Consider the following 18,895-nt stretch of genomic DNA (forward strand, 5'->3'; position numbering starts at 1 on the left):
TGCCTAGTGATGCATGGGGGGCCCTGGATGATCCGCTCGGAGCTGATCCAGAAGATCGCGGACGAGAATCCGCACCTGTACCAGAGGGACGTGGAAAAGATCGTGAACACGATCTTCGAGGAGATCACCGACGCGCTCGCCAGCGGAAACCGTGTGGAACTTCGCGGCTTCGGCGCGTTTTCAGTCAAGAAGCGCGACGGTCGCGTCGGGCGCAATCCGCGCACCGGCGAATCGGTCGAGGTCGAGGAGAAGCACGTCCCCTTCTTCAAGACCGGCAAGCTGCTGCGCGACCGCCTGAACGGCAAGTGAAAGAGGCCAGATGAGAGTCATCCGTATCGCGTTCTGGGCGCTGGTCGCGCTCTGCCTGATCGTCCTCGGCATCGCCAACCGCGATATCGTGACGCTGCGGGCCCTGCCCGAGGCGCTGGCGGGGGCGGTCGGACTGTCGCCCGACATCCAGATGCCGCTGTTCATCGCGATCTTCATCGGGATCGCGATCGGCCTGCTGATCGGCTTCGTCTGGGAGTGGATCCGCGAGCACAAGCACCGGTCCGAGGCGCGCGCCCGCCGCCGCGAGGTGACGATGCTGGAGCGCGAGGTGGGGCGCCTGCGCGCCGAGAAGCACGAGGGGCAGGACGACGTCCTCGCCCTGCTCGACGGAACGACTGCGCGGCGCTGACATGGCGCTGAAGGTCAAGATCTGCGGGCTGACGACGCCCGAAAGCGTGGACGCCGCCGTGGACGCGGGGGCCGCCTACCTCGGCTTCAACTTCTTCCCGCGCTCGCCGCGGGCGGTCACGCTGGACCGTGCGCGCGAGCTGGCGCTCGCCGTGCCGGACGGGGTGGCGAAGGTCGCGCTGGTCGTCGATGCGGACGACGCGATGCTGGATGCGCTGACCGATGCAGTGCCGGTCGACATCCTGCAGCTGCACGGGCACGAGACGCCGGAGCGGGTGGCCGAGGTACGGGCCCGCTACGGCCTGCCGGTGATGAAGGTGGTGGGCGTCGCGTCGGCGGACGATCTGCCCTTGATCGATGCGCACGCCCGGGTCGCCGACCAGCTGCTGATCGACGCCAAGGCGCCGAAGGGTGCGGTCCTGCCCGGCGGCAACGGCGTGCCCTTCGACTGGAGGCTGATCGCCGGGCGGCGCTGGCCGCTGCCATGGATGCTGGCGGGCGGACTGACCTCTGCGAACGTGGCCGAGGCCGCGCGGCGGACCGGCGCCCGGCAGGTCGACGTCTCGTCCGGCGTCGAGAGCGCGACCGGCGTGAAGGACCCCGCCCTCATCCGCGCCTTCATCGAGGCCGCCGCCCAAGATGACGTCCCCGCCCTCCGCTGACGCAATCCGCTTCCGCGCGGCCGGGCGCGGCGACGTCCCCGCCATCGTGGCGCTGCTGCGGGACGATTCGCTCGGCGCGGCGCGGGAGGTGGAGGATCTCGGCGACTACCTCGCCGCCTTCGACCGGATCGCGGCCGAGGGCGTGACCACGATCCTCGTGGGCGAGGATGCCGCCGGCGAGATCGTGGCGACCTGCCACCTGACGATCCTTGCCGGCCTGTCCCGCCGCGCCGCGCTGCGTGCGCAGGTGGAGAGCGTGCGCGTCGCCGCGTCGCTGCGCGGGCAGGGGATCGGCGCCGCCCTGATGGCAGAGGCGGAACGGCGGGCCGCGGCGGCGGGCTGCACCCTCGTTCAGCTCACCAGCGACGTGCGACGGACGCGGGCGGCGGAGTTCTACCGACGAACCGGCTACGAGGCGACGCACCTGGGCTTCAAGAAGCCGATCGCCGTCGATTGAGACCGGTGCTTGGCGCGCGGGCGGAGCGGTCCGGTCGCGCCGCCGCCCGACGGACGAGGCCACGGCCGGGGCGGGACGGAGCCGCCCGGAAGGCGGCCCCGTCTTCGATCACTCGCAGGCGAAGCTGTCCGCCGACATCTCGTCGCCGCCCTGGTAGGCGGCCTCCGCCGGGTACAGGCACAGCGGCCGCGTCGCGCCGCGCAGCGCCTCGGGCGCCTCCTCGTTGTCGGCCCGAACCGTGGCCGCGACCCGCTCCGGCGCCGCGCCGTTCTCCACCCAGTCCACCAGCTCGGACAGCAGGTCGAACTCGTCGGCGCTGGTCCCGCCCTGTCCGTGCGGCATGCCCGGCACCGGGTACAGCACTGCCACCTCGCCCGCGTCCGGGTTGTTCGCCGCCAGCCGGTCGAACCAGTCCGTCGTGTCGCGGAACGAGAAGACGGGATCGGACGTGCCGTGGAACACGATCATCTTCCCGCCCGCCTGCTGGAACGCCTCCAGCGTCGGCTCGTCCATGTCCGGCGGCGTCATCACCTCCACCGCGCTTTCGGGGAAGTCCTCGGACGTCGCCGTGACCCTGGCCGCGTCCGCGTCGAAGTCGAACTCCGTCAGGAACTGCTGCAGCGAAGCCGGGTCCCCCGCCACCATCGTCGGCGGCGTGGTGAAGACCTGCGCGAGCGAACCCGCGCCCATGACAGCGATCAGCGGCTGGTTCTCCCACGGCGGGATCGCGCTCTCCAGCTTCCAGAAGCGCCAGTCGCCGGAGCCGATGCCGGTGTCCCACGGCCAGCTGGTGTAGAGCGCCTCGCCGGCGCTGTTGCTGGGCCCCGCATGCATGCGGATCAGCGCGTCCATCTTCTCGGGCGCGATGCACTGGCTGTTCTGGCCGTCGGTACAGGCGACGCTTTCGGGATCGAAGCTGTTCTGGCAGGCCATCGGGTTGGCGACGAAGCCGTCCTCCAGTCCGTCGAGCCCGTCGCAGGCGGCGACGATGGCGCCCGCCACGGTGGAGAGTTCCTCTCGGCTGAACGCGCTCTGCAGCGTGTCGCCCACCGCCAGCGTGGACTGCACGTCCCAGGCGTGCTGGATCGCGGCCCGCGGCAGGTTGAAGCCGGGATAGCCGACGAGCAACCCGTCGAACGCCTCCGGCATCCGCTCCGCCGCGATCATCGCGTGCCGCCCGCCGTTGGAGCGGCCGTAGCCGTACACGTAGTCCGGCACCCTTCCGTAATGCGCCTCGGTCAGCGCCAGCGCGACGGGGTGCAGCGCGGCGACGGCGCCGTAGCCGTACATCCGCCGCGCCTCGAACTCGGCGCCGAAGATGTTGGACCCGGCAAGGCCGGCCTCGGGGTTCGCGTCGCCCTGGTGTCCCGCGTCGGACGAGACGACGGCGAAGCCGCGGGCGAGCGCGCTGTCGCCGGTCGGGACGCCGGTGCCGTCGCCGAGAGCGGGCACGACAGCGCCGTCGTTGCCGCCGTTGAACTGGTGCAGGAAGCGGCCGGACCAATCGGTGGGCAGGTTCAGCTCGAACCGCAGGGCGTAGGGGCGGCCGTCGGCGCCCGTCCGCTCGGCCATGACGCCGCGGAGGCGGCAGGCGGCGACCGGCAGCTCGTCGCCCGCGGCGACCTCGGCGGCCTCGACGATGGTGACGCCCTCGGGCGCCGCGGTGCCCATGTCGGCGCAGGCGGTCTGGGCCGCCGCGGGCGCGGCCAGCGCCAGCAGCGGGACGAGCGCCAGCGGCGCACTCCTCGTGAGTCTGTGCATGTGGGGTCCTCCTCTGGCCGAGATTGTTTCCCGGGAAACTGAGTCGGTCAATCGGGGAGCGGGGTCGCGCCCGCGCCCGACTGTGCCGCAAACGAGGTTTGCCTCGCCCCGCCCCTCCGGTTAGGGAGGACACGACGAAGCCCCGGTGGCCAGAGCGGTTGGCGGGCGGAGGGTCGACCCAAGGCGGGGACCCGGACGCCCGCGTCGTCGGATGCGCGGACCCGCCGCGCCCTCCGCCCGTGCCGCCCGACCATGCCACGGGAGGCCCCATGCGCCCGATCCTCGCCGTCCTTCTCCTCGCCGCCGGCCCTGCCGCGGCCCATCCCGGCCACCTTGCCGGCGTCGCCGGTCACGACCACTGGGTCGCCGGCGCCGCCATAGGCCTCGCCATCGCGCTGGGCCTCTGGGGCGCGCTGAAGGGCCGCGAATCGAAGGCCGAGGAGCCGGAGGAGGCCGAGGCCGAGGAGCAGTCGGCGTGAGCGACGCCGTGAAGACCGGCGTAATGATCTGCGGCCACGGCTCGCGCAGCCAGGCCGCGGTGGACGAGTTTCGCCAGCTGGCCGAGGCGCTGCCGCCCTACCTGCCGCCCGAGTGGGACATCGACTACGGCTATCTGGAGTTCGCCAACCCGGTCCTGCGCGACGGCCTCGACCGGCTGCGCGAGGCGGGCTGCGGCCGCATCCTCGCCGTGCCCGGCATGCTGCTGGCGGCGATGCACGCCAAGAACGACATCCCCACCGTCCTCAACACCTACGCCGCGCAGCACGGGATCGAGGTCCGCTTTGGCCGCGAGCTGGGCGTCGATCCCAAGATGATCGCCGCCGCGGGCGCGCGGGTGCAGGACGCGGTGGATCGCGCGAATTTCGAGCACGGCGAGGTGCCGCTGGAGGAGACCTGCCTCGTCGTCATCGGCCGCGGCGCCTCGGACCCCGACGCCAACGGCAACGTCGCCAAGATCGCCCGGATGCTGTGGGAGGGGATGGGCTTCGGCTGGTGCGAGGTTGGCTATTCCGGCGTGACCTTCCCGCTGGTGGAGCCGTGCCTGCAACACGTCGCCCGCCTGCCCTACCGGCGGGTGATCGTGTTCCCCTACTTCCTGTTCACCGGCATCCTGATCGACCGCATCTACGGCTTCACCGACCGCGTCGCGGCCGAACATCCGGACGTGCAGTTCGTGAAGGCCGAGTATCTGGGGCTGCATCCCAAGGTCCTCGAGACCTTCGCCGAGCGCGCGACCGAGCAGGTGGGCGAGGTGCCGCCGCCGAACTGCGCGATGTGCAAGTACCGGGTGCAGGTCCTCGGCTTCGAGGCCGAGGTCGGCGCGGTGCAGGAAAGCCACCATCACCATGTCGAGGGGCAGGGGGCGTCCGCGCCCGGCTCCAACGTGGCGGATTGCGCGCTGTGCGACGATTTCTGCACCGGCCTCTGCCGGCTGGCGCAGGAGGGGCACTGGCACGACCACGGCCACGGCGAGGGTCACTTCCACCCGCACGAGCACGAGCATGACCATGGACACGGGCATGATCACGGGCACGAGCATCATCATCACCACCACGATCACGACCACCACCACGCGCCCTATCCCCACGCCGACCATCCGCACGGACCGCGGAGCGCGCTGAAGACCCGCAAGTGAGCCTGTTCGACACCCACGTCGTCGTCGAGTGGTCCGCAAGGTCCGAGGCGTCCCCGGCCCGGCCGTGCGACACAAGCCAGCCACCCGGCCGCGGTCCGTCCGCCGCTCCTGCAGGCCGAAACGCATGTGGCAGGGGCAGAGGGCGAGGTGTGGACTCGGCGCAGGTACGCCTCTTCGCCAAGACGTTGGCGCGGCTGGATGCGCCGGGCCCGTCAGCAGGCGCGCGTGAGACGGTCGTCCGCGAGGAGGTGTGGTTACCGGCTCCTGCTTGGCAGGCGGCGCCGGGCGCGGTCGCGGTGATGCGGGGAGCTGCCTGATGCGCCCCTACGAACGCGACCCGGCCGCGATCTACGCGGCCAGCTTCGCCACCGTCCGCCGCGAGGCGCGGCTGGAGCGGTTTCCCCGCGGGCTCGACCGCCTGGCGGAGCGGGTGATCCATGCCTGCGGCATGGTCGACGTGGCGGACCGGCTCGCCTTCTCGGACGGCGCGTTCGAGGCGGGCGCGGCGGCGCTTCTGTCGGGTGCGCCGGTCCTGTGCGACTGCGAGATGGTCGCGGCCGGCGTCATCCGGCGGCTGCTGCCGCGGGGCAACGACGTCGTCGTCACGCTGAACGACCCGGGCGTGCCGGGGCTGGCGGCGGAGCTGGGCACCACGCGGTCCGCCGCGGCGGTGGAGCTGTGGAAGGACCGCCTCGCCGGTGCCGTGGTCGCTGTCGGCAACGCGCCGACGGCGCTGTTCCACCTCATGGAGCGGCTGGACGCGGGCTGGCCGAAGCCGGCGATCATCCTCGGCTTCCCCGTCGGGTTCGTCGGCGCGGCGGAATCGAAGGCGGAACTGGCGGCCGATCCGCGGGGCTGCGAGTTCGTGGCGCTGCGGGGCCGGCGCGGCGGGTCGGCGATGGCCTCGGCGGCGGTGAACGCGCTGGCGATCGGGCAGGCGGAGGGGCGGGCATGACGGAGCCGTGGCTGCATGTCGTCGGGATCGGCGAGGACGGGCTGGACGGGCTGACGCCCGCGACCCGCGCGGTGGTCGAGGCGGCCGAGGTGATCCTCGGCGGCGACCGCCATCACGTGCTGTCGGGCGCGGTGAGCGCCGAGCGGATCGCCTGGCCCTCGCCGTTCGACGCGATGATCGACACGATCCGCGGGCTGAAGGGGCGGCGTGCCGTGGTTCTGGTGACCGGCGATCCGCTCTGGTTCTCGGTCGGCGCGCGGATCGGCCGCGCGATCCCGCCGGCCGAGATCGTCTACCACCCGCAGCTGTCGGCCTTCCAGCTGGCGGCGGCGCGCATGGGCTGGAGCCTCGCCGACTGCGAGACGCTGACCGTCCACGGCCGGCCGGTGGAGCAGATGATCGCCTTCATCCAGCCGGACGCGCGCCTGCTGATCCTGACGACGGGGGCCGAGACGCCGGCGCGGATCGCGCGGTTCCTGACGGAGCGGGGGTTCGGGCGGTCGCCGATGAGCGTCCTTGCCGCGATGGGCGGGCCGCAGGAGACGCGGTTCGACGGAACGGCGGAGACGTGGGATTTCGACGTGCCTGCGTTCAATACGCTGGCGGTCGAGTGCGTGGCCGCACCTGACGCGGCGCTGCTGCCGCGGGTGCCCGGCCTCGACGATGCGCTGTTCCGCTCGGACGGCACGATGACCAAGCGCGAAGTGCGTGCGGCGACGGTGGCCAAGCTGATGCCGATGCGCGGGGCGCTGCTGTGGGACGTCGGCACCGGCTCGGGCTCGGTCGCGATCGAGTGGATGCGCGCGGCCCGCTACGCCCGCGCGATCGGCATCGAGCCTCGGGCCGACCGCCGCGCGATGGCGGCGGAGAACGCCCTGGCCCTCGGTGCGCCCGGCTTGCGGCTGGTCGAGGGCGAGGCGCCGGGCGCCCTGGACGGGCTGGAGCCGCCGGACGCGGTGTTCCTGGGCGGCGGCCTGTCCGAGACGGTGTTTTCGGCGGCGTGGGCAGCGCTGCGCCCGCTCGGACGGCTGGTCGCGAACGCGGTGACGCTGGAGAGCGAGGCGACGTTGATGGACCTGCACGCCCGCCACGGCGGCGACCTCGTGCGCCTGTCGGTGGCGCGGGCCGAGGAGGTCGGGCGCTATCGCGGCTGGCGGGCCTCGATGCCGGTGACGCAGTGGAGCCTGGTGAAGCGATGAGCGTGGGAACTCGCGTCGCGCAGGCGGCGGCCGGTCGCCGGAGTATTTGTCTGCAAGATAGGAGCAGGGGCGGGTGGTGACCGGCACGCTGTACGGCGTCGGCGTCGGGCCGGGCGCGCCGGACCTGGTGACGCTGCGCGCGGCGCGGCTGATCGGGGGGGCGGCGGTGATCGCCTATCCGACGCTGGCGGGCGGCGACAGCTTCGCCCGGTCGATCGTCGCGGGCATGATCCCGGCGGGGGCCGAGGAGATCCGCATCGACGTGCCGATGACCGAGGCGCGCGCGCCGGCGCAGGCGGCCTACGACGACGGCGCGGCGCGGATCGCGGAGCGGCTGGAGGCGGGGGCGGACGTGGTGTGCCTGTGCGAGGGCGATCCGCTGTTCTACGGCTCGTTCATGTATCTGATGGCGCGGCTTGCGGCGGGCTACCGGGTCGAGGTCGTCCCCGGCGTCGCCTCGCCCGCCGCCTGCGCGGCGGCGGCGCGGCGGCCGCTTGCGGCGCGGAATGAGGGGCTGGCGGTGATCCCGGCCACGCTGCCGGAGGAGGCGCTCGAGGCGCGGATCGGGGCGGTGGAAAGCGCGGTGGTGATGAAGCTGGGGCGGCACCTGGGCAAGGTGCGCCGGGTGACGGACCGGCTGGGGTTGACCGGGCGGGCGGTCTATGTGGCGCGGGCGTCACTGCCGGACGAGGTGGTCTGTCCGCTCGCGGAGGCGCCCGCAATCGCGCCCTATTTCTCGATGGTTCTGGTGACGCGGGGAGACGATCCGTGGCTGTGACGCCGGTGGTGATCGCGCTGACGGCGCGAGGGGCGAAGCTGGGGCGCCGGGTGGCGGACGCCGCCGGAGGGACGCTGCATGGCCGCGCCGGACGGGTGCGCGATGCTGATGCGACGTTCGAGAACGCCGCGGATCACGTGCGCGACCTGTTCGCGGCCGGCGTGCCGGTGATCGGCGTCTGCGCCAGCGGCATCCTGATCCGCGCGGTCGCGCCGCTGGTGTCGGACAAGCGGGCGGAGCCGGCGCTGGTCGCCGTGGCGGAGGATGGCAGCGCGGTGGTACCGCTCCTCGGCGGGCACGGCGGCGCGAACCGGCTGGCGCGCCGGGTGGCGGAGGCGCTGGGGATCGGCGCGGCGGTGACGACTGCGGGTGACCTCGGCCTCGGCGTGGCGCTGGACGAGCCGCCGGCGGGGTGGCGGCTGGTCGATCCGGCCGCGGCGAAGGGCGTGGCGGCGGGGCTGCTGGCCGGCGAGGCGTTCGTCCTGGCGGGGCGGGCGGAGTGGCTGGCGCCGGTCGCGGCGCTGCCGAACGTGCGCGTGCAGGGCGGCGCGGGTGCCGTGACGCTGACGCCCATGGCGGGCGGCGAGGGGCTGCGCTGGGCGCAGGTGACGGATGTGCTCGGCCTCGGCTGCGCGCGTGGGGCGGCCCCGGCGGAGGCGCTGCGGCTGATCGGCGAGACGCTGGAGGCGGAGGGCGTCGATCCCGCCGCGCTCGCCTGCGTCGCGACGCTGGACCTCAAGGCGGACGAGCCGGCGGTGCATGCGGTCGCGCAGGCCTTCGGCCTGCCGGTGCGGATCTTTCCTGCAGCGGAGCTGGAGGCGGTGGCCGGGCGGCTCGCCAATCCTTCGGACGTGGTCTTCGCCGAGGTCGGCTGCCACGGCGTCGCCGAAGGGGCGGCTCTGGCAGCGGCGGGGCCGGACGCCGTGCTGTCGGTGGAGAAACGCAAGTCGGCCGCCGTCACCTGCGCGGTGGCGCGGGCGCCGGAGCCGGTGACGGCGCCGGCCGGGCGGCCGCGGGGGCGGCTGTCGGTCGTGGGCATCGGGCCGGGGCAGGGCGCCTGGCGCTCGCCCGAGGCATCGCGGCTGATCGCCGAGGCAGACGAGCTGGTGGGCTACTCCCTCTATCTCGACCTGCTCGGGCCTCTCGCGGTGGGCAAGGCGCGGGCGGACTTCCCGCTGGGCGGCGAGGAGGCGCGCTGCCGCCACGCGCTGGAGCGGGCGGGCGAGGGCGCGAACGTGGCCCTCGTCTGCTCGGGCGACGCGGGCATCTACGCGATGGGCGCGCTGGTGTTCGAGCTGCTGGACCGCGCCCCGGAGGCGGGCGGCGTGTCGGACGCGGCCCGGCGGGCGGAGGTGGTCTGCGCGCCCGGCATCAGCGCGCTGCAGGCGGCGGCCGCGCGGGCGGGGGCGCCGCTGGGGCACGATTTCTGCACCATCTCGCTGTCGGACCTGCTGACGCCGCGGGAGGACATCCTGCAGCGCATCCGCGCGGCGGCGGAGGGGGATTTCGTGATCGCCTTCTACAACCCGGTCTCGCGAACCCGGCGGACGCTGCTGGCGGAGGCGCGGGACATCCTCCTGCGGCACCGGCCGGCGGAGACGCCGGTGCTGCTGGCCTCCAACCTCGGCCGGCCGGAGGAGGCGCTGGCCTACCGACGGCTGGACGAGGTGAAGGTGGACGAGGTGGACATGCTGACGGTGGTGCTGGTCGGGTCGTCCAACACCCGGCTGGCGAAGCTGGGCGAGGGGCCGCGGATGTACACGCCGCGGGGGTATGCGCGGAAGATCGACGGGGATCTGGCGTGAGGGGGCGGGATGGGTTCGATGCCCCTTCCACCTCAGGCCGGCAGCCAGGTGGGGATGTGCGGGAATCTGCTGGGGAGGCGGTTCAGGGGCAGGTTTGCCCTGAACGCGCCTCGTCGATGGTTCTCACGATTCGGCGCAGCGTCAAGGATGCCCGGCTTCGCCGGCGCTTCGCGTCCTTGACCCTGCGCCGAATCGCGGAAGGGGGTCTGGGGCGATGACGGTGTTCTTCGTCGGGGCGGGGCCGGGGGACCCCGAGCTGCTGACACTGAAGGCGGCGCGGATCATCGCGGCCTGCCCGGTGTGCCTCTATGCCGGGAGCCTGGTGCCGGCGGAGGTGGTGGCGGGCGCGCCCGACGGGGCGCGGGTCCTCGACACGGCGCCGATGACGCTGGACGAGACGCATGCCGAGATCGTGGCGGCGCATGGCCGGGGCGAGGACGTGGCCCGGGTGCATTCCGGCGATCCCTCGCTCTACGGGGCGATCGCCGAACAGATCCGGCGGCTGAAGGCGGATTGCATCCCCTACGAGATCGTCCCCGGCGTGCCGGCCTGGGCGGCGGCGGCGGCGGCGCTGGGGCAGGAGCTGACGATTCCCGAGGTGGCGCAGTCGGTCGTCCTGACGCGGATGGCGATGAAGTCGACCGCGATGCCGCCGGGCGAGACGCTGGAGGCGTTCGGCCGGACCGGCGCGACGCTGGCGATCCACCTGGGCATCCGGGCGCTGCGCGAGATCGAGCGGACGCTGGCGCCGCTCTACGGCGCGGACTGCCCCGTCGCGGTCGTCTACCGCGCCTCCTGGCCGGACCAGCAGATCATCCGCGGGACGCTGTCGGATATCCACGCCAAGGTGCGGGCGGCGAAGATCACGCGCACGGCGCTGGTCCTGGTCGGGCCGGCGCTGGGAGACCGGGCGGCGTTCCCCGACAGCGCCCTCTACGACGGCGCCCGCCCGCACGTCCTGCGGCCGCGGGCGCGGGAGTGACGTAGCGGCATCTTTGCCGCGGCGCGGCGGATGTCTTCACTTGATCTTCACGTTCTTCGGGTCACTCTAGGGCGCAAGTTCCGGAGGCCCGCCATGACCGACATCCTGCCTGAAGCCGTCCGCAAGGGCCTCGAGGAGGCGCGCGTCGCGATGCTGCGCCGCGCCTCGCGTCTGTGCGTCCATGACGGCGAGCGGGTGCACCGCGTCCTTCGCCTGTGGGACGGCGGCTTCGCCCTCGCCGCGGACGGGGCGCCGCCGCTGCGCGGGTTCGTCGACCTGTATGACGGGCCGCGGCACCTGAACCAGTGCCTCGTCGTGCAGTCGCGCGAGGAGGGGGGCGAGCGGGTCTATGAATACAAGTGGAACACCGCCGTCGCCGACCGCCCCGCCGCCGACTTCGTTCGGGCGGAGGAGCCGCCGGCGGCGCTGATCCCGCGACTGCTGTAGCCTCTCAGGCGGGGGCGATCTCGGCCAGGACCGGCAGGTGGTCGGAAGCGTGCGGCCCCCGCGGGCGGGGCAGGCGCACCGGCGTCACGGTCAGATCGGGCGAGTGGGCGATCCTGTCCAGCGCGCCGACCGGCAGGGTGGACGGGAAGGTCCGCCCCGGCGTCACGATGCGGTACGACCGTGCCAGACGGCCCAGCCCGCGCTTCTGCGACCATTCGTTGAAGTCGCCGAGGATCACGGTCGGCCGGTGCGGCATGTCCGCGAGCGTGTCGCGCAGCCGGTCGAGCTGCTGCCGCCGCGACCGGCGCAGCAGGCCGAGGTGGACCGCCACCAGCCGCAGCGAAAGGCCGCCGTCGAAATCCACGGCGAGCGCGCCCCGCGGCTCCAGCCCCGGCAGGTCGAGGGGGTGGATCGCCGCCGCGGCGATGCCCGGCCGGGCGAGGATGGCGTTGCCGTGCCAGCCGAGGCTGTCGCCGCGGTTCAGCGCGACGGGTACCAGCCCCGTCTCCGATTCGATGAGGCCGAGCGGTAGCGCGGTCGGGCGCTCGCCCAGCCGGAAATCCGCCTCCTGCAGGGCCACGATGTCGGCGCCGAGCGCCGCGACCGTGTGCAGGACGCGCAGCGGATCGCGCCTCAGGTCGGTGCCGAGGCCGGCACGGATGTTGTAGCTTGCGACCCGGAGGGCCGGATGCGACGGGTTGCTCATGCCGCCCTATATAGGCGCGTGACCCGAAACGTGGAGCCGTGAAGTGTCGCCGATCCTTCTGTACGCGATCCGCGCCGTCCTTCTGGTGGAGGGCGTGACCGCCGCATTCCGGATGGCGTGGCCGCAGGTCTTCGTCGCGCTCGGCACGCTCGTGCTGACGTTCCTGCCCGAACGGGCGGCCCGGTTCCTCGGCGTGCGCCTGCCGCCCTCGTTCCTGGCGCTCACCGCGCTGTTCATCTTCGCGACGCTGTTCCTCGGCGAGGTGGCGAACTTCTACGAGCGGATCTGGTGGTGGGACATGGTCCTGCATTTCGGCTCGGCCCTGTCGTTCGGGGTGCTGGGCTTCCTGATGATCTTCATGCTGTTCGAGGGCGACCGCTACGCGGCTCCGCCCTGGGCGATCGGGGTCCTGTCGTTCTGCGTGGCCGTCACGATCGGCGCGATCTGGGAGATCTTCGAGTTCGCGGTCGACCAGACCTTCGGCACCAACATGCAGAAATCCGGCCTGCCGGACACGATGGGCGATCTGATCGTCGACACGCTGGGCGGCGCGCTCGGCGGACTGGCCGGGTACCTCTATCTCAAGGGCGTCCGGCTGGGCCGCGCGAGCGCGTTCGACGCCTTCATCGATGCCAACCGCAAGCTGTACCGGCGGGTCCGCCGGCGCTGATCACTGCAGGTCGGCGAAGGCGTCCCGCAGCCGGTCGACCGCCGCCGCGACCACGTCGCGCTGGGTGCCGATGTTGAAGCGGTGGTGCAGGCCGCCGCCGTGGCCGAGGGAGGGGCCGGGCGTCGGCGCGATGCGGGCGTCGCCCATCACGCGGCGGTCGATCTCGGCCTGCTCCATGCCGGTGCCCGAGAAGTCCACCCAGGCGAGGAAGGTCGCGTCCATCGGCATTGCCGACAGACCCGGGATCGCGTTCACCCCGTCGCAGAAGGTCTGCCGGTTGCCGTCGAGATAGGCCATCAGCGCGTCCACCCACGCTGCCCCCTCGGGCGAGTAGGCGGCGCAGGTGACGGCGTGGCCGGCGATGTTGGGCTGGATGTCGAGGGCGCGGTGCAGCCTGCCGAACTTGTCGCGCAGATCGTCGTCCGCGATCCAGACGAGGCCGGTGCGCAGGCCCGCGACGTCGAAGGTCTTGGAGGCCGCCGACATCACGACGAGACCTTCGGTATCGTCGATGGCTGCGGCGGCCGGCACATGCGCGTGGCCGGGGAACGCGAGGTCCTGGTGGATCTCGTCCGAGACGAGGACCATGCCGTGGCGGCGGCAGAGGGCGTGCATGCCGCGCATCTCCTCCGCCGACCAGATGCGGCCCGCCGGATTGTGCGGTGCGCTGATGAGCAGCATCCGCTCGCGGCCGGTCAGCGATGCCTCGAGCGCCTCCAGGTCGAGAGCGAAACGGCCGTCGGGGCCGATCGAGAGCGGCGCCTCGACCAGCGTGCGGCCGTTGCGGCCTATCTTGCCCGCGAACTCGTGGTAGACGGGCGACAGCACGACGATCCCGTCCCCGGGCTCGGTCAGGGCCTGCAGCGTCAGGCCGATCGCGTTGCCGAGGCCGTGGGTCGCGTAGTAGCGCCCCGGATCGGCCGCCCAGCCGTGGCGTGTCTCCTGCCACCAGGCTGCCCGCTCGAACAGCGTCGCGAGGCCGGTGAAGTAGCCCCACTGGCCGGCGTCCGCGAGGCGGCGGGCCGCCGCCTGGATGCAGGGCGCCGGGGCGAAGTCGGTCTGCGCGACCCACATCGGCAGCGCGTCGTCCGGCGCGTCGTCGCCGAGGATCGCCGACAGCGCGTCCCACTTGGCGGACCCGCACCCGCGTCGCTTGGCCGGGGTGTCGAAATCGAACGTGTGGGTCATGCTGCCTCCGGTCACTCGTGCCGGCGCACGCTAGCGGCGCGGGCGGGGGCCGCAAGGCCATGTTGCGCCGCGTCCGGCCCTGTCCTAAATCGCCCTCATGGCGCTGCTCCCCATCCTCATCCACCCCGATCCGCGGCTGAAGACGCCGGCCAAGCCCGTCGACGAGATCACCGACGACCTGCGCCGGCTGGCCGACGACATGCTGCAGACGATGTACGAGGCGCCGGGCATCGGCCTCGCCGCGCCGCAGGTCGGCGTGATGAGCCGGCTGCTGGTCATGGACTGCGTGAAGGAGGAGGGCGAGCCGCCGCGGCCGATGGTGCTGGTCAACCCGGTGGTCACCTGGTCCTCCGGGGAGCGGACGGTCTACGAGGAAGGCTGCCTGTCGATCCCCGAGCAGTATGCCGACGTGGAGCGCCCGGCCGAGGTGGACGTCGCCTGGACCGGCCTCGACGGCGAGCGCCACGAGGAGCGGTTCTCGGGGCTGTGGGCCACCTGCGTCCAGCACGAGATCGACCACCTCGATGGCAGGCTCTTCATCGACTACCTCAAGCCGCTGAAGCGGCAGATGATCACGCGCAAGATGGTGAAGCTGAAGCGCGAGAGGGCGCGGGCCTGACGTGCTGACGATCCGCACCGTGCCCGACCCGGTCCTGCGCGAGCTCTGCGCGCCGGTCTCGGCGTTCGACGGGGCGCTGGCGGCGCTGGCGTGGGACATGCTGCGCGCGATGTACGCCGCCCCCGGCCGCGGGCTGGCGGCGCCGCAGGTAGGGGTCGCTTCGCGGCTCTTCGTGACGGACGTCGCGTGGAAGGAGGGCGCGCCGGACCCGCGCGTCTTCGCGAACCCCGAGATCCTGTCGGTGTCCGAGGAGATGGAAGAGGCCGAGGAGGGATGCCTGTCGATCCCCGGCGTGCCGTGCCTCGTCCGCCGCCCCGTGGCCGTCCGCCTGCGCTGGCAGGGGCTGGACGGCGCCGGGGCCGAGGACCTGTTCGAGGGCTGGGCCGCCCGCTGCGTGCTGCACGAGTACGACCACCTCGACGGCATCCTCTGCACCGACCGGGTGCAGGCGGCGTGAGGGTCGCCGGCCGTGCCCGCCCCGGCCCCCGAGCCGGGGCCTCGCCGGGACGCCGAACCCGCCCCGGCCCCGAGCCGGGGCCCCGATCGGATCGAGGTCCCGGGTCAGGCCCGGGACGGGCCGCGCTGGCAACGGACACCCGCCCCGGCCCCCGAGCTGGGGCCTCGCCGGGACGCCAAACCCGCCCCGGCCCTGAGCCGGGGGCCCGATCGGATCGAGGTCCCGGGTCAGGCCCGGGACGGGCCGCGCTGGCAACGAACACCCTCCCCGGCCCCCGAGCCGGGGGCTCGACCGGATCGAGGTCCCGGGTCAGGCCCGGGACGCGCTCCATCCGGTCGGCCTCGGGGCGTGCATTCCCATGACCCATCGCCCCTTCATCCCCTGGCCCGCAAAGGTCCTGCGCACCCCCGCCGCCGAGGTCCCGCAGATCACCGACGACATCCGCTCCCTCTGGGACGAGATGATCGAGGCGATGGACGCCATGCCCGGGGTCGGCCTCGCCGCGCCGCAGCTGGGCGTGTCGCTCCGCCTTGCCGTCGTCGACGCCAGCGACGCCCGCGGACAGGCGGTGCGCATGGCGAACCCCTCCGTGCTCCACGCCAGCGTGGAGTTCCGCGAGCATGACGAGGCCTCGCCCAACCTGCCCGGCGTCTCGGCGGTGATCTCCCGCCCCCGCGCGGTGACGGTGCGGTTCCTGAACGCGGCGGGGGAGTGGGAGGACCGCGACTTCGTCGGGCTTTGGGCGACCAGCGTGCAGCACCAGATCGACCACCTGGACGGAAGGATGTACTTCGACCGCCTCAGCCGGCTGAAGCGCGACCGCCTGCTGGCGAAGGCGCGGAAAGGGGGGCGCTGATGCGGATCGTGTTCATGGGGACGCCGGATTTCTCCGTCCCGGCGCTGGACGCGCTGGTCGAGGCCGGCCACGAGGTCGCGTGCGTCTACACCCAGCCGCCCCGCCCTGCCGGCCGCGGCCAGAAGGACCGCCCGTCTCCGGTCCATGACCGGGCGAAGGCGCTCGGGATCGAGGTGCGCCACCCGGAGCGGCTGAAGGCGCCGGAGGAGCAGGCGGCCTTCGCCGCGCTCGGCGCCGACGTGGCGGTCGTCGTCGCCTACGGCCTGATCCTGCCGCAGGCGGTGCTGGACGCGCCGGCGCGCGGCTGCCTCAACATCCACGCCTCGCTCCTCCCCCGCTGGCGCGGCGCCGCCCCCATCCACCGCGCGGTGATGGCAGGCGACGCCGAGACCGGGGTCGCGATCATGGCCATGGAGGCCGGCCTCGACACCGGGGCGATCCTGCTGGAGCGGCGGACCCCGATCGGCCCGGAGGAGACGACCGGCGACCTGCACGACCGCCTCGCCGCGCTGGGCGCGGAGGCGGTGGTCGAGGCTCTGGCCCGGCTGGACGCGCTGACGCCCGTCCCGCAGCAGGCCGACGGCGTGACCTACGCCGCCAAGATCGACAAGGCCGAGGCCCGGGTGGACTGGACCCGTCCCGCGGACGAGGTCAGCGCCCACATCCGCGGCCTCTCGCCCTTTCCCGGCGCCTGGTGCGAGGTGGCGGGCGAGCGGGTCAAGCTGCTGCGCGCCCGCGTGGCGGAGGGACAGGGGGCGCCGGGCGAGGTTCTCGGCGGCTTCACGATCGCCTGCGGATCGGGCGCGGTCGAGGTGACCGAGGTGCAGCGGGCGGGCAAGCGGCCGATGTCCGCGGCCGAGGCTTTGCGCGGAATGGAGCTGCCGGCGGGGCTGGGGTGAGGGATGGGGGGCCTGTTCCGAGAGTCGGGCTGCCGGGTCGCGGCTGCAGCCATCGAGCCGGTCTCGCAAAGAGCCCCCGCGCGGATGCGGCCGCGGAGTTCCCCGCGACCGTGTCGTCGGTTCGGACAACCTCGCGAACATTTGCGTCTCCGCCTCGAAGCGCGTCGTCGCGACCGACCGCGGCAGGGTGATCCTGACGGTGCCCGGCTGAGCCGGACCTTGTGAGACATTGTCCGTGCACCTGTTGCTCCTGACCTCCGCCGCAATGGTGGCCTTTGCCGCGAACTCGGTCCTGAACCGCCTCGCGGTGGCGGGGCTGGGGACCGACCCTGTCGCCTTCGCGATCCTGCGGACCGTCTCTGGCGCGCTCGTCCTGACCCTGCTGGTCGCGGCCCGGGGCGGGGGCGGGGAGGGCGGCGGCTGGCGGGGCGCCACGGCGCTCGCCCTCTACATGGCCGGCTTTTCGCTGGCCTACCTGACGCTCGACGCCGGGATCGGCGCGCTGATCCTGTTCGGCGGGGTGCAGGTGACCATGTTCGCCGGCGCGGTCCTGGGGCGGGAGGCGGTGCCGCCCCGGCGCTGGGCGGGCGCGGCGCTGGCACTCGCCGGACTGGCGCTTCTCGTCTGGCCGGCGGGCGGGGCAGGGGACGTGCCGGCGGGCGGGGCGGCGCTGATGGCCGCGGCGGCGCTCGGCTGGGGCGTCTACTCCCTGCTCGGGTGGGGCGCTGCCGATCCGCTCGCCGCGACCGCCCGGAACTTCCGCCTCGCGACGCCGCTGGTCCTCGCGCCGCTCCTCGTCCTCCCCGTCACGCTGCCCACGCCCGCCGGCGCGGCGGCGGCGATCCTGTCCGGCGCCGTCACCTCCGGCCTCGGCTACGCGCTGTGGTACCGCCTGCTGCCGACGCTCGGCGCAAGCCGTGCGGCGGTGGCGCAGCTGTCGGTCCCCGTCCTCGCCGCCGCCGCCGGCTGGCTGCTGCTGGCGGAGCCGCCGGGCGCGCGCGCCGTGGCCGCCTCCGCCCTCGTCCTCGGTGGAATCGCCCTCTCGCTATGGACCCGGCCGGGCGCTGGGGCGTTGCGCAGCCGCACCGGTACCGAAAGACCCCCGTCATGAAGATCTTCGCCTGCTCCGAATGCGGCCACGCGCTGCATTTCGAGAACGTCACCTGCCTCAATTGCGGCCGCGCCGTCGGCTACGACCGCCACGGCGCTCGCATGCTGGGGCTTGAGCCGGACGGCCCGGTCTGGCGCCGCCCCTCGGCGCCGGACGAGGGGCCGTGGCGGTTCTGCGAGAACTGGGAGCGCTCGGCCTGCAACTGGCTGGTCCCGCGCGAGGAGGGGGGCCTGTGCCGCGCCTGCCGGCACAACCACATCATCCCCGACCTGTCCGCCCCCGGGAATCTCGCCCTGTGGAAGAAGATGGAGGCGGCGAAGCGCCGGCTCATCTACGGCCTCCTGCGCCTCGGCATCCCGCCCGAACTGCCGGAGGAGGAGGGGCCCGAGCCGCTGGTCTTCGACTTCCCGGCCGACGAAGGCGGCCAGAACGCGATGACCGGCCACGAGGACGGCGTCGTGACGGTGGCCCTGGCCGAGGCGGACGACGCGGAGCGCGAGGCGCGCCGCACCGCGATGCACGAACCCTACCGCACGCTCCTCGGTCACTTCCGCCACGAGGTCGGGCACTACTACTGGGACAAGCTGATCCGCGACGGCGGCCGGCTGGAGGCGTTCCGCGAGGTCTTCGGCGACGAGCGCGCCGACTACGGCGAGGCGCTCAAGGCGCACTACGCGAGCGGCGCGCCGGCCGACTGGCAGGAGCGCCACGTCAGCGCCTACGCCTCCTCTCATCCGTGGGAGGACTGGGCCGAGACCTGGGCGCACCTGCTGCACATCGTCGACGCGCTCGAGATGGCGGGGGCGTGGGGCATGTCGGTCGCCGGCCGCGCGATGCCAGCCGACCCGTACGGCCGCGATCCGGTGGACGGGCTGCTGGAGGCGTGGATCCCGCTGACCGTCGCGCTGAACGGGATGAACCGCACGATGGGCCTGCCGGACCTCTATCCCTTTGTTCTGGGCGGGGCGGTGATGGACAAGCTGCGCTTCATCGCCGGCGTCATCCGCAAGGCCCGCGGCACGCCCTGAC

At 73.4% G+C, this 18,895-nt stretch carries 22 protein-coding genes; 19 read left to right on the forward strand and 3 right to left on the reverse strand.

Translation table 11 applies throughout. From position 1 onward, the window contains the following. The first annotated feature begins 27 nt into the window (after window positions 1-27). The 4 genes from ihfB to A37W_RS0104005 are packed head-to-tail and all read left to right on the forward strand — an operon-like array spanning window position 28 to window position 1,797. Complete coding sequence (ihfB, locus tag A37W_RS0103990; RefSeq protein ID WP_026198280.1) at window positions 28-309, forward strand: integration host factor subunit beta; 282 nt, start codon at window positions 28-30, stop codon at window positions 307-309. A 10-nt stretch (window positions 310-319) separates the two neighbouring features. After that, window positions 320-679, forward strand: coding sequence for a lipopolysaccharide assembly protein LapA domain-containing protein (locus A37W_RS0103995; RefSeq protein ID WP_018301732.1), 360 nt, complete (start codon window positions 320-322; stop codon window positions 677-679). 1 nt (window position 680) lies between these two features. Next, window positions 681-1,340, forward strand: a complete 660-nt coding sequence (locus A37W_RS0104000; protein WP_018301733.1) for a phosphoribosylanthranilate isomerase — start codon at window positions 681-683, stop codon at window positions 1,338-1,340. Then, entirely contained in the window at window positions 1,318-1,797 is a 480-nt protein-coding gene (locus A37W_RS0104005; protein ID WP_018301734.1) for a GNAT family N-acetyltransferase, read from the forward strand. The genes A37W_RS0104000 and A37W_RS0104005 overlap by 23 nt, the downstream gene beginning before the upstream one ends. A gap of 108 nt (window positions 1,798-1,905) precedes the next feature. Here the strand turns inward: A37W_RS0104005 and A37W_RS0104010 are convergent, their stop codons facing one another. Beyond that, on the reverse strand, window positions 1,906-3,558 hold the full coding sequence (locus A37W_RS0104010; RefSeq protein ID WP_018301735.1) for a tannase/feruloyl esterase family alpha/beta hydrolase: 1,653 nt from the start codon (window positions 3,556-3,558) through the stop codon (window positions 1,906-1,908). A gap of 269 nt (window positions 3,559-3,827) precedes the next feature. On the opposite strand from A37W_RS0104010, the gene A37W_RS0104015 reads away from it, so the two are divergent. The 8 genes from A37W_RS0104015 (at window position 3,828) to A37W_RS0104050 (ending at window position 11,360) form a co-directional block, all read left to right on the forward strand. Beyond that, a complete protein-coding gene (locus A37W_RS0104015; protein WP_018301736.1) occupies window positions 3,828-4,037 on the forward strand; it encodes a DUF6732 family protein in 210 nt (69 codons plus the stop codon). Window positions 4,038-4,060: 23 nt separating this feature from the next. Then, window positions 4,061-5,194, forward strand: coding sequence for a sirohydrochlorin chelatase (locus A37W_RS0104020; RefSeq protein WP_040753458.1), 1,134 nt, complete (start codon window positions 4,061-4,063; stop codon window positions 5,192-5,194). A gap of 316 nt (window positions 5,195-5,510) precedes the next feature. After that, on the forward strand, window positions 5,511-6,149 hold the full coding sequence (locus tag A37W_RS0104025) for a precorrin-8X methylmutase (RefSeq protein WP_018301738.1): 639 nt from the start codon (window positions 5,511-5,513) through the stop codon (window positions 6,147-6,149). Next, a complete protein-coding gene (locus tag A37W_RS0104030) occupies window positions 6,146-7,348 on the forward strand; it encodes a bifunctional cobalt-precorrin-7 (C(5))-methyltransferase/cobalt-precorrin-6B (C(15))-methyltransferase (RefSeq protein WP_018301739.1) in 1,203 nt (400 codons plus the stop codon). The genes A37W_RS0104025 and A37W_RS0104030 overlap by 4 nt, the downstream gene beginning before the upstream one ends. A gap of 76 nt (window positions 7,349-7,424) precedes the next feature. Continuing rightward, complete coding sequence (gene cobI, locus A37W_RS0104035) at window positions 7,425-8,126, forward strand: precorrin-2 C(20)-methyltransferase (RefSeq protein WP_026198282.1); 702 nt, start codon at window positions 7,425-7,427, stop codon at window positions 8,124-8,126. Continuing rightward, window positions 8,117-9,931: a precorrin-3B C(17)-methyltransferase gene (gene cobJ, locus A37W_RS0104040; protein ID WP_026198283.1), complete on the forward strand. Its 1,815-nt coding sequence runs from the start codon at window positions 8,117-8,119 to the stop codon at window positions 9,929-9,931. The genes cobI and cobJ overlap by 10 nt, the downstream gene beginning before the upstream one ends. Before the next feature lie 214 nt (window positions 9,932-10,145). Then, on the forward strand, window positions 10,146-10,913 hold the full coding sequence (gene cobM / locus A37W_RS0104045) for a precorrin-4 C(11)-methyltransferase (RefSeq protein WP_018301742.1): 768 nt from the start codon (window positions 10,146-10,148) through the stop codon (window positions 10,911-10,913). Window positions 10,914-11,006: 93 nt separating this feature from the next. Beyond that, complete coding sequence (locus A37W_RS0104050; RefSeq protein ID WP_018301743.1) at window positions 11,007-11,360, forward strand: hypothetical protein; 354 nt, start codon at window positions 11,007-11,009, stop codon at window positions 11,358-11,360. A 4-nt stretch (window positions 11,361-11,364) separates the two neighbouring features. Here A37W_RS0104050 and A37W_RS0104055 read toward each other — a convergent pair whose 3' ends face one another. Continuing rightward, window positions 11,365-12,066 (reverse strand): endonuclease/exonuclease/phosphatase family protein, encoded by a 702-nt coding sequence (locus tag A37W_RS0104055; RefSeq protein WP_018301744.1) that lies wholly within the window; start codon window positions 12,064-12,066, stop codon window positions 11,365-11,367. A 43-nt stretch (window positions 12,067-12,109) separates the two neighbouring features. On the opposite strand from A37W_RS0104055, the gene A37W_RS20925 reads away from it, so the two are divergent. After that, a complete protein-coding gene (locus A37W_RS20925) occupies window positions 12,110-12,736 on the forward strand; it encodes a DUF2238 domain-containing protein (protein WP_018301745.1) in 627 nt (208 codons plus the stop codon). On the opposite strand, the gene A37W_RS0104065 is transcribed toward A37W_RS20925, so the two are convergent. Further along, entirely contained in the window at window positions 12,737-13,924 is a 1,188-nt protein-coding gene (locus tag A37W_RS0104065; protein ID WP_018301746.1) for a MalY/PatB family protein, read from the reverse strand. Window positions 13,925-14,021: 97 nt separating this feature from the next. Between A37W_RS0104065 and def (A37W_RS0104070) the strand changes: the two genes are divergently transcribed. The 6 genes from def (A37W_RS0104070) to A37W_RS0104095 all read left to right on the forward strand — a co-directional run bounded on the left by def (A37W_RS0104070) (window position 14,022) and on the right by A37W_RS0104095 (window position 18,894). Beyond that, window positions 14,022-14,543: a peptide deformylase gene (def, locus tag A37W_RS0104070; RefSeq protein ID WP_018301747.1), complete on the forward strand. Its 522-nt coding sequence runs from the start codon at window positions 14,022-14,024 to the stop codon at window positions 14,541-14,543. A gap of 1 nt (window position 14,544) precedes the next feature. After that, the gene (gene def, locus A37W_RS0104075; RefSeq protein ID WP_018301748.1) at window positions 14,545-15,000 is read left to right on the forward strand and encodes a peptide deformylase; all 456 of its coding nucleotides are present in this window, start codon (window positions 14,545-14,547) and stop codon (window positions 14,998-15,000) included. Between the two features lie 358 nt (window positions 15,001-15,358). Continuing rightward, the gene (gene def, locus A37W_RS0104080; RefSeq protein ID WP_018301749.1) at window positions 15,359-15,856 is read left to right on the forward strand and encodes a peptide deformylase; all 498 of its coding nucleotides are present in this window, start codon (window positions 15,359-15,361) and stop codon (window positions 15,854-15,856) included. Beyond that, window positions 15,856-16,755 (forward strand): methionyl-tRNA formyltransferase, encoded by a 900-nt coding sequence (gene fmt, locus A37W_RS0104085; RefSeq protein WP_018301750.1) that lies wholly within the window; start codon window positions 15,856-15,858, stop codon window positions 16,753-16,755. The genes def (A37W_RS0104080) and fmt overlap by 1 nt, the downstream gene beginning before the upstream one ends. A gap of 235 nt (window positions 16,756-16,990) precedes the next feature. Then, entirely contained in the window at window positions 16,991-17,866 is an 876-nt protein-coding gene (locus A37W_RS0104090; RefSeq protein WP_026198284.1) for an EamA family transporter, read from the forward strand. Further along, window positions 17,863-18,894: a zinc-binding metallopeptidase family protein gene (locus tag A37W_RS0104095; protein ID WP_018301752.1), complete on the forward strand. Its 1,032-nt coding sequence runs from the start codon at window positions 17,863-17,865 to the stop codon at window positions 18,892-18,894. Before A37W_RS0104090 ends, A37W_RS0104095 begins: the two co-directional genes overlap by 4 nt. Window position 18,895: the final 1 nt, after the last annotated feature.

Origin of the sequence: Wenxinia marina DSM 24838 (assembly GCF_000379485.1) — a bacterium.
Lineage (GTDB): Bacteria > Pseudomonadota > Alphaproteobacteria > Rhodobacterales > Rhodobacteraceae > Wenxinia > Wenxinia marina.

What these genes read in the sequence shown, in the direction of transcription:
- def (WP_018301747.1), top strand. Translation starts at nt 14,022, where the DNA reads ATGGCGCTGCTCCCCATCCTCATCCACCCCGATCCGCGGCTGAAGACG.
- A37W_RS0104030 (WP_018301739.1), top strand. Translation starts at nt 6,146, where the DNA reads ATGACGGAGCCGTGGCTGCATGTCGTCGGGATCGGCGAGGACGGGCTG.
- A37W_RS0103995 (WP_018301732.1), top strand. Translation starts at nt 320, where the DNA reads ATGAGAGTCATCCGTATCGCGTTCTGGGCGCTGGTCGCGCTCTGCCTG.
- fmt (WP_018301750.1), top strand. Translation starts at nt 15,856, where the DNA reads ATGCGGATCGTGTTCATGGGGACGCCGGATTTCTCCGTCCCGGCGCTG.
- A37W_RS0104020 (WP_040753458.1), top strand. Translation starts at nt 4,061, where the DNA reads ATGATCTGCGGCCACGGCTCGCGCAGCCAGGCCGCGGTGGACGAGTTT.
- def (WP_018301749.1), top strand. Translation starts at nt 15,359, where the DNA reads ATGACCCATCGCCCCTTCATCCCCTGGCCCGCAAAGGTCCTGCGCACC.
- A37W_RS0104015 (WP_018301736.1), top strand. Translation starts at nt 3,828, where the DNA reads ATGCGCCCGATCCTCGCCGTCCTTCTCCTCGCCGCCGGCCCTGCCGCG.
- A37W_RS0104005 (WP_018301734.1), top strand. Translation starts at nt 1,318, where the DNA reads ATGACGTCCCCGCCCTCCGCTGACGCAATCCGCTTCCGCGCGGCCGGG.
- A37W_RS0104065 (WP_018301746.1), bottom strand. Translation starts at nt 13,924, where the DNA reads ATGACCCACACGTTCGATTTCGACACCCCGGCCAAGCGACGCGGGTGC.
- ihfB (WP_026198280.1), top strand. Translation starts at nt 28, where the DNA reads ATGATCCGCTCGGAGCTGATCCAGAAGATCGCGGACGAGAATCCGCAC.
- A37W_RS0104025 (WP_018301738.1), top strand. Translation starts at nt 5,511, where the DNA reads ATGCGCCCCTACGAACGCGACCCGGCCGCGATCTACGCGGCCAGCTTC.
- A37W_RS0104050 (WP_018301743.1), top strand. Translation starts at nt 11,007, where the DNA reads ATGACCGACATCCTGCCTGAAGCCGTCCGCAAGGGCCTCGAGGAGGCG.
- A37W_RS0104000 (WP_018301733.1), top strand. Translation starts at nt 681, where the DNA reads ATGGCGCTGAAGGTCAAGATCTGCGGGCTGACGACGCCCGAAAGCGTG.
- A37W_RS0104010 (WP_018301735.1), bottom strand. Translation starts at nt 3,558, where the DNA reads ATGCACAGACTCACGAGGAGTGCGCCGCTGGCGCTCGTCCCGCTGCTG.
- cobM (WP_018301742.1), top strand. Translation starts at nt 10,146, where the DNA reads ATGACGGTGTTCTTCGTCGGGGCGGGGCCGGGGGACCCCGAGCTGCTG.
- A37W_RS0104095 (WP_018301752.1), top strand. Translation starts at nt 17,863, where the DNA reads ATGAAGATCTTCGCCTGCTCCGAATGCGGCCACGCGCTGCATTTCGAG.
- A37W_RS0104055 (WP_018301744.1), bottom strand. Translation starts at nt 12,066, where the DNA reads ATGAGCAACCCGTCGCATCCGGCCCTCCGGGTCGCAAGCTACAACATC.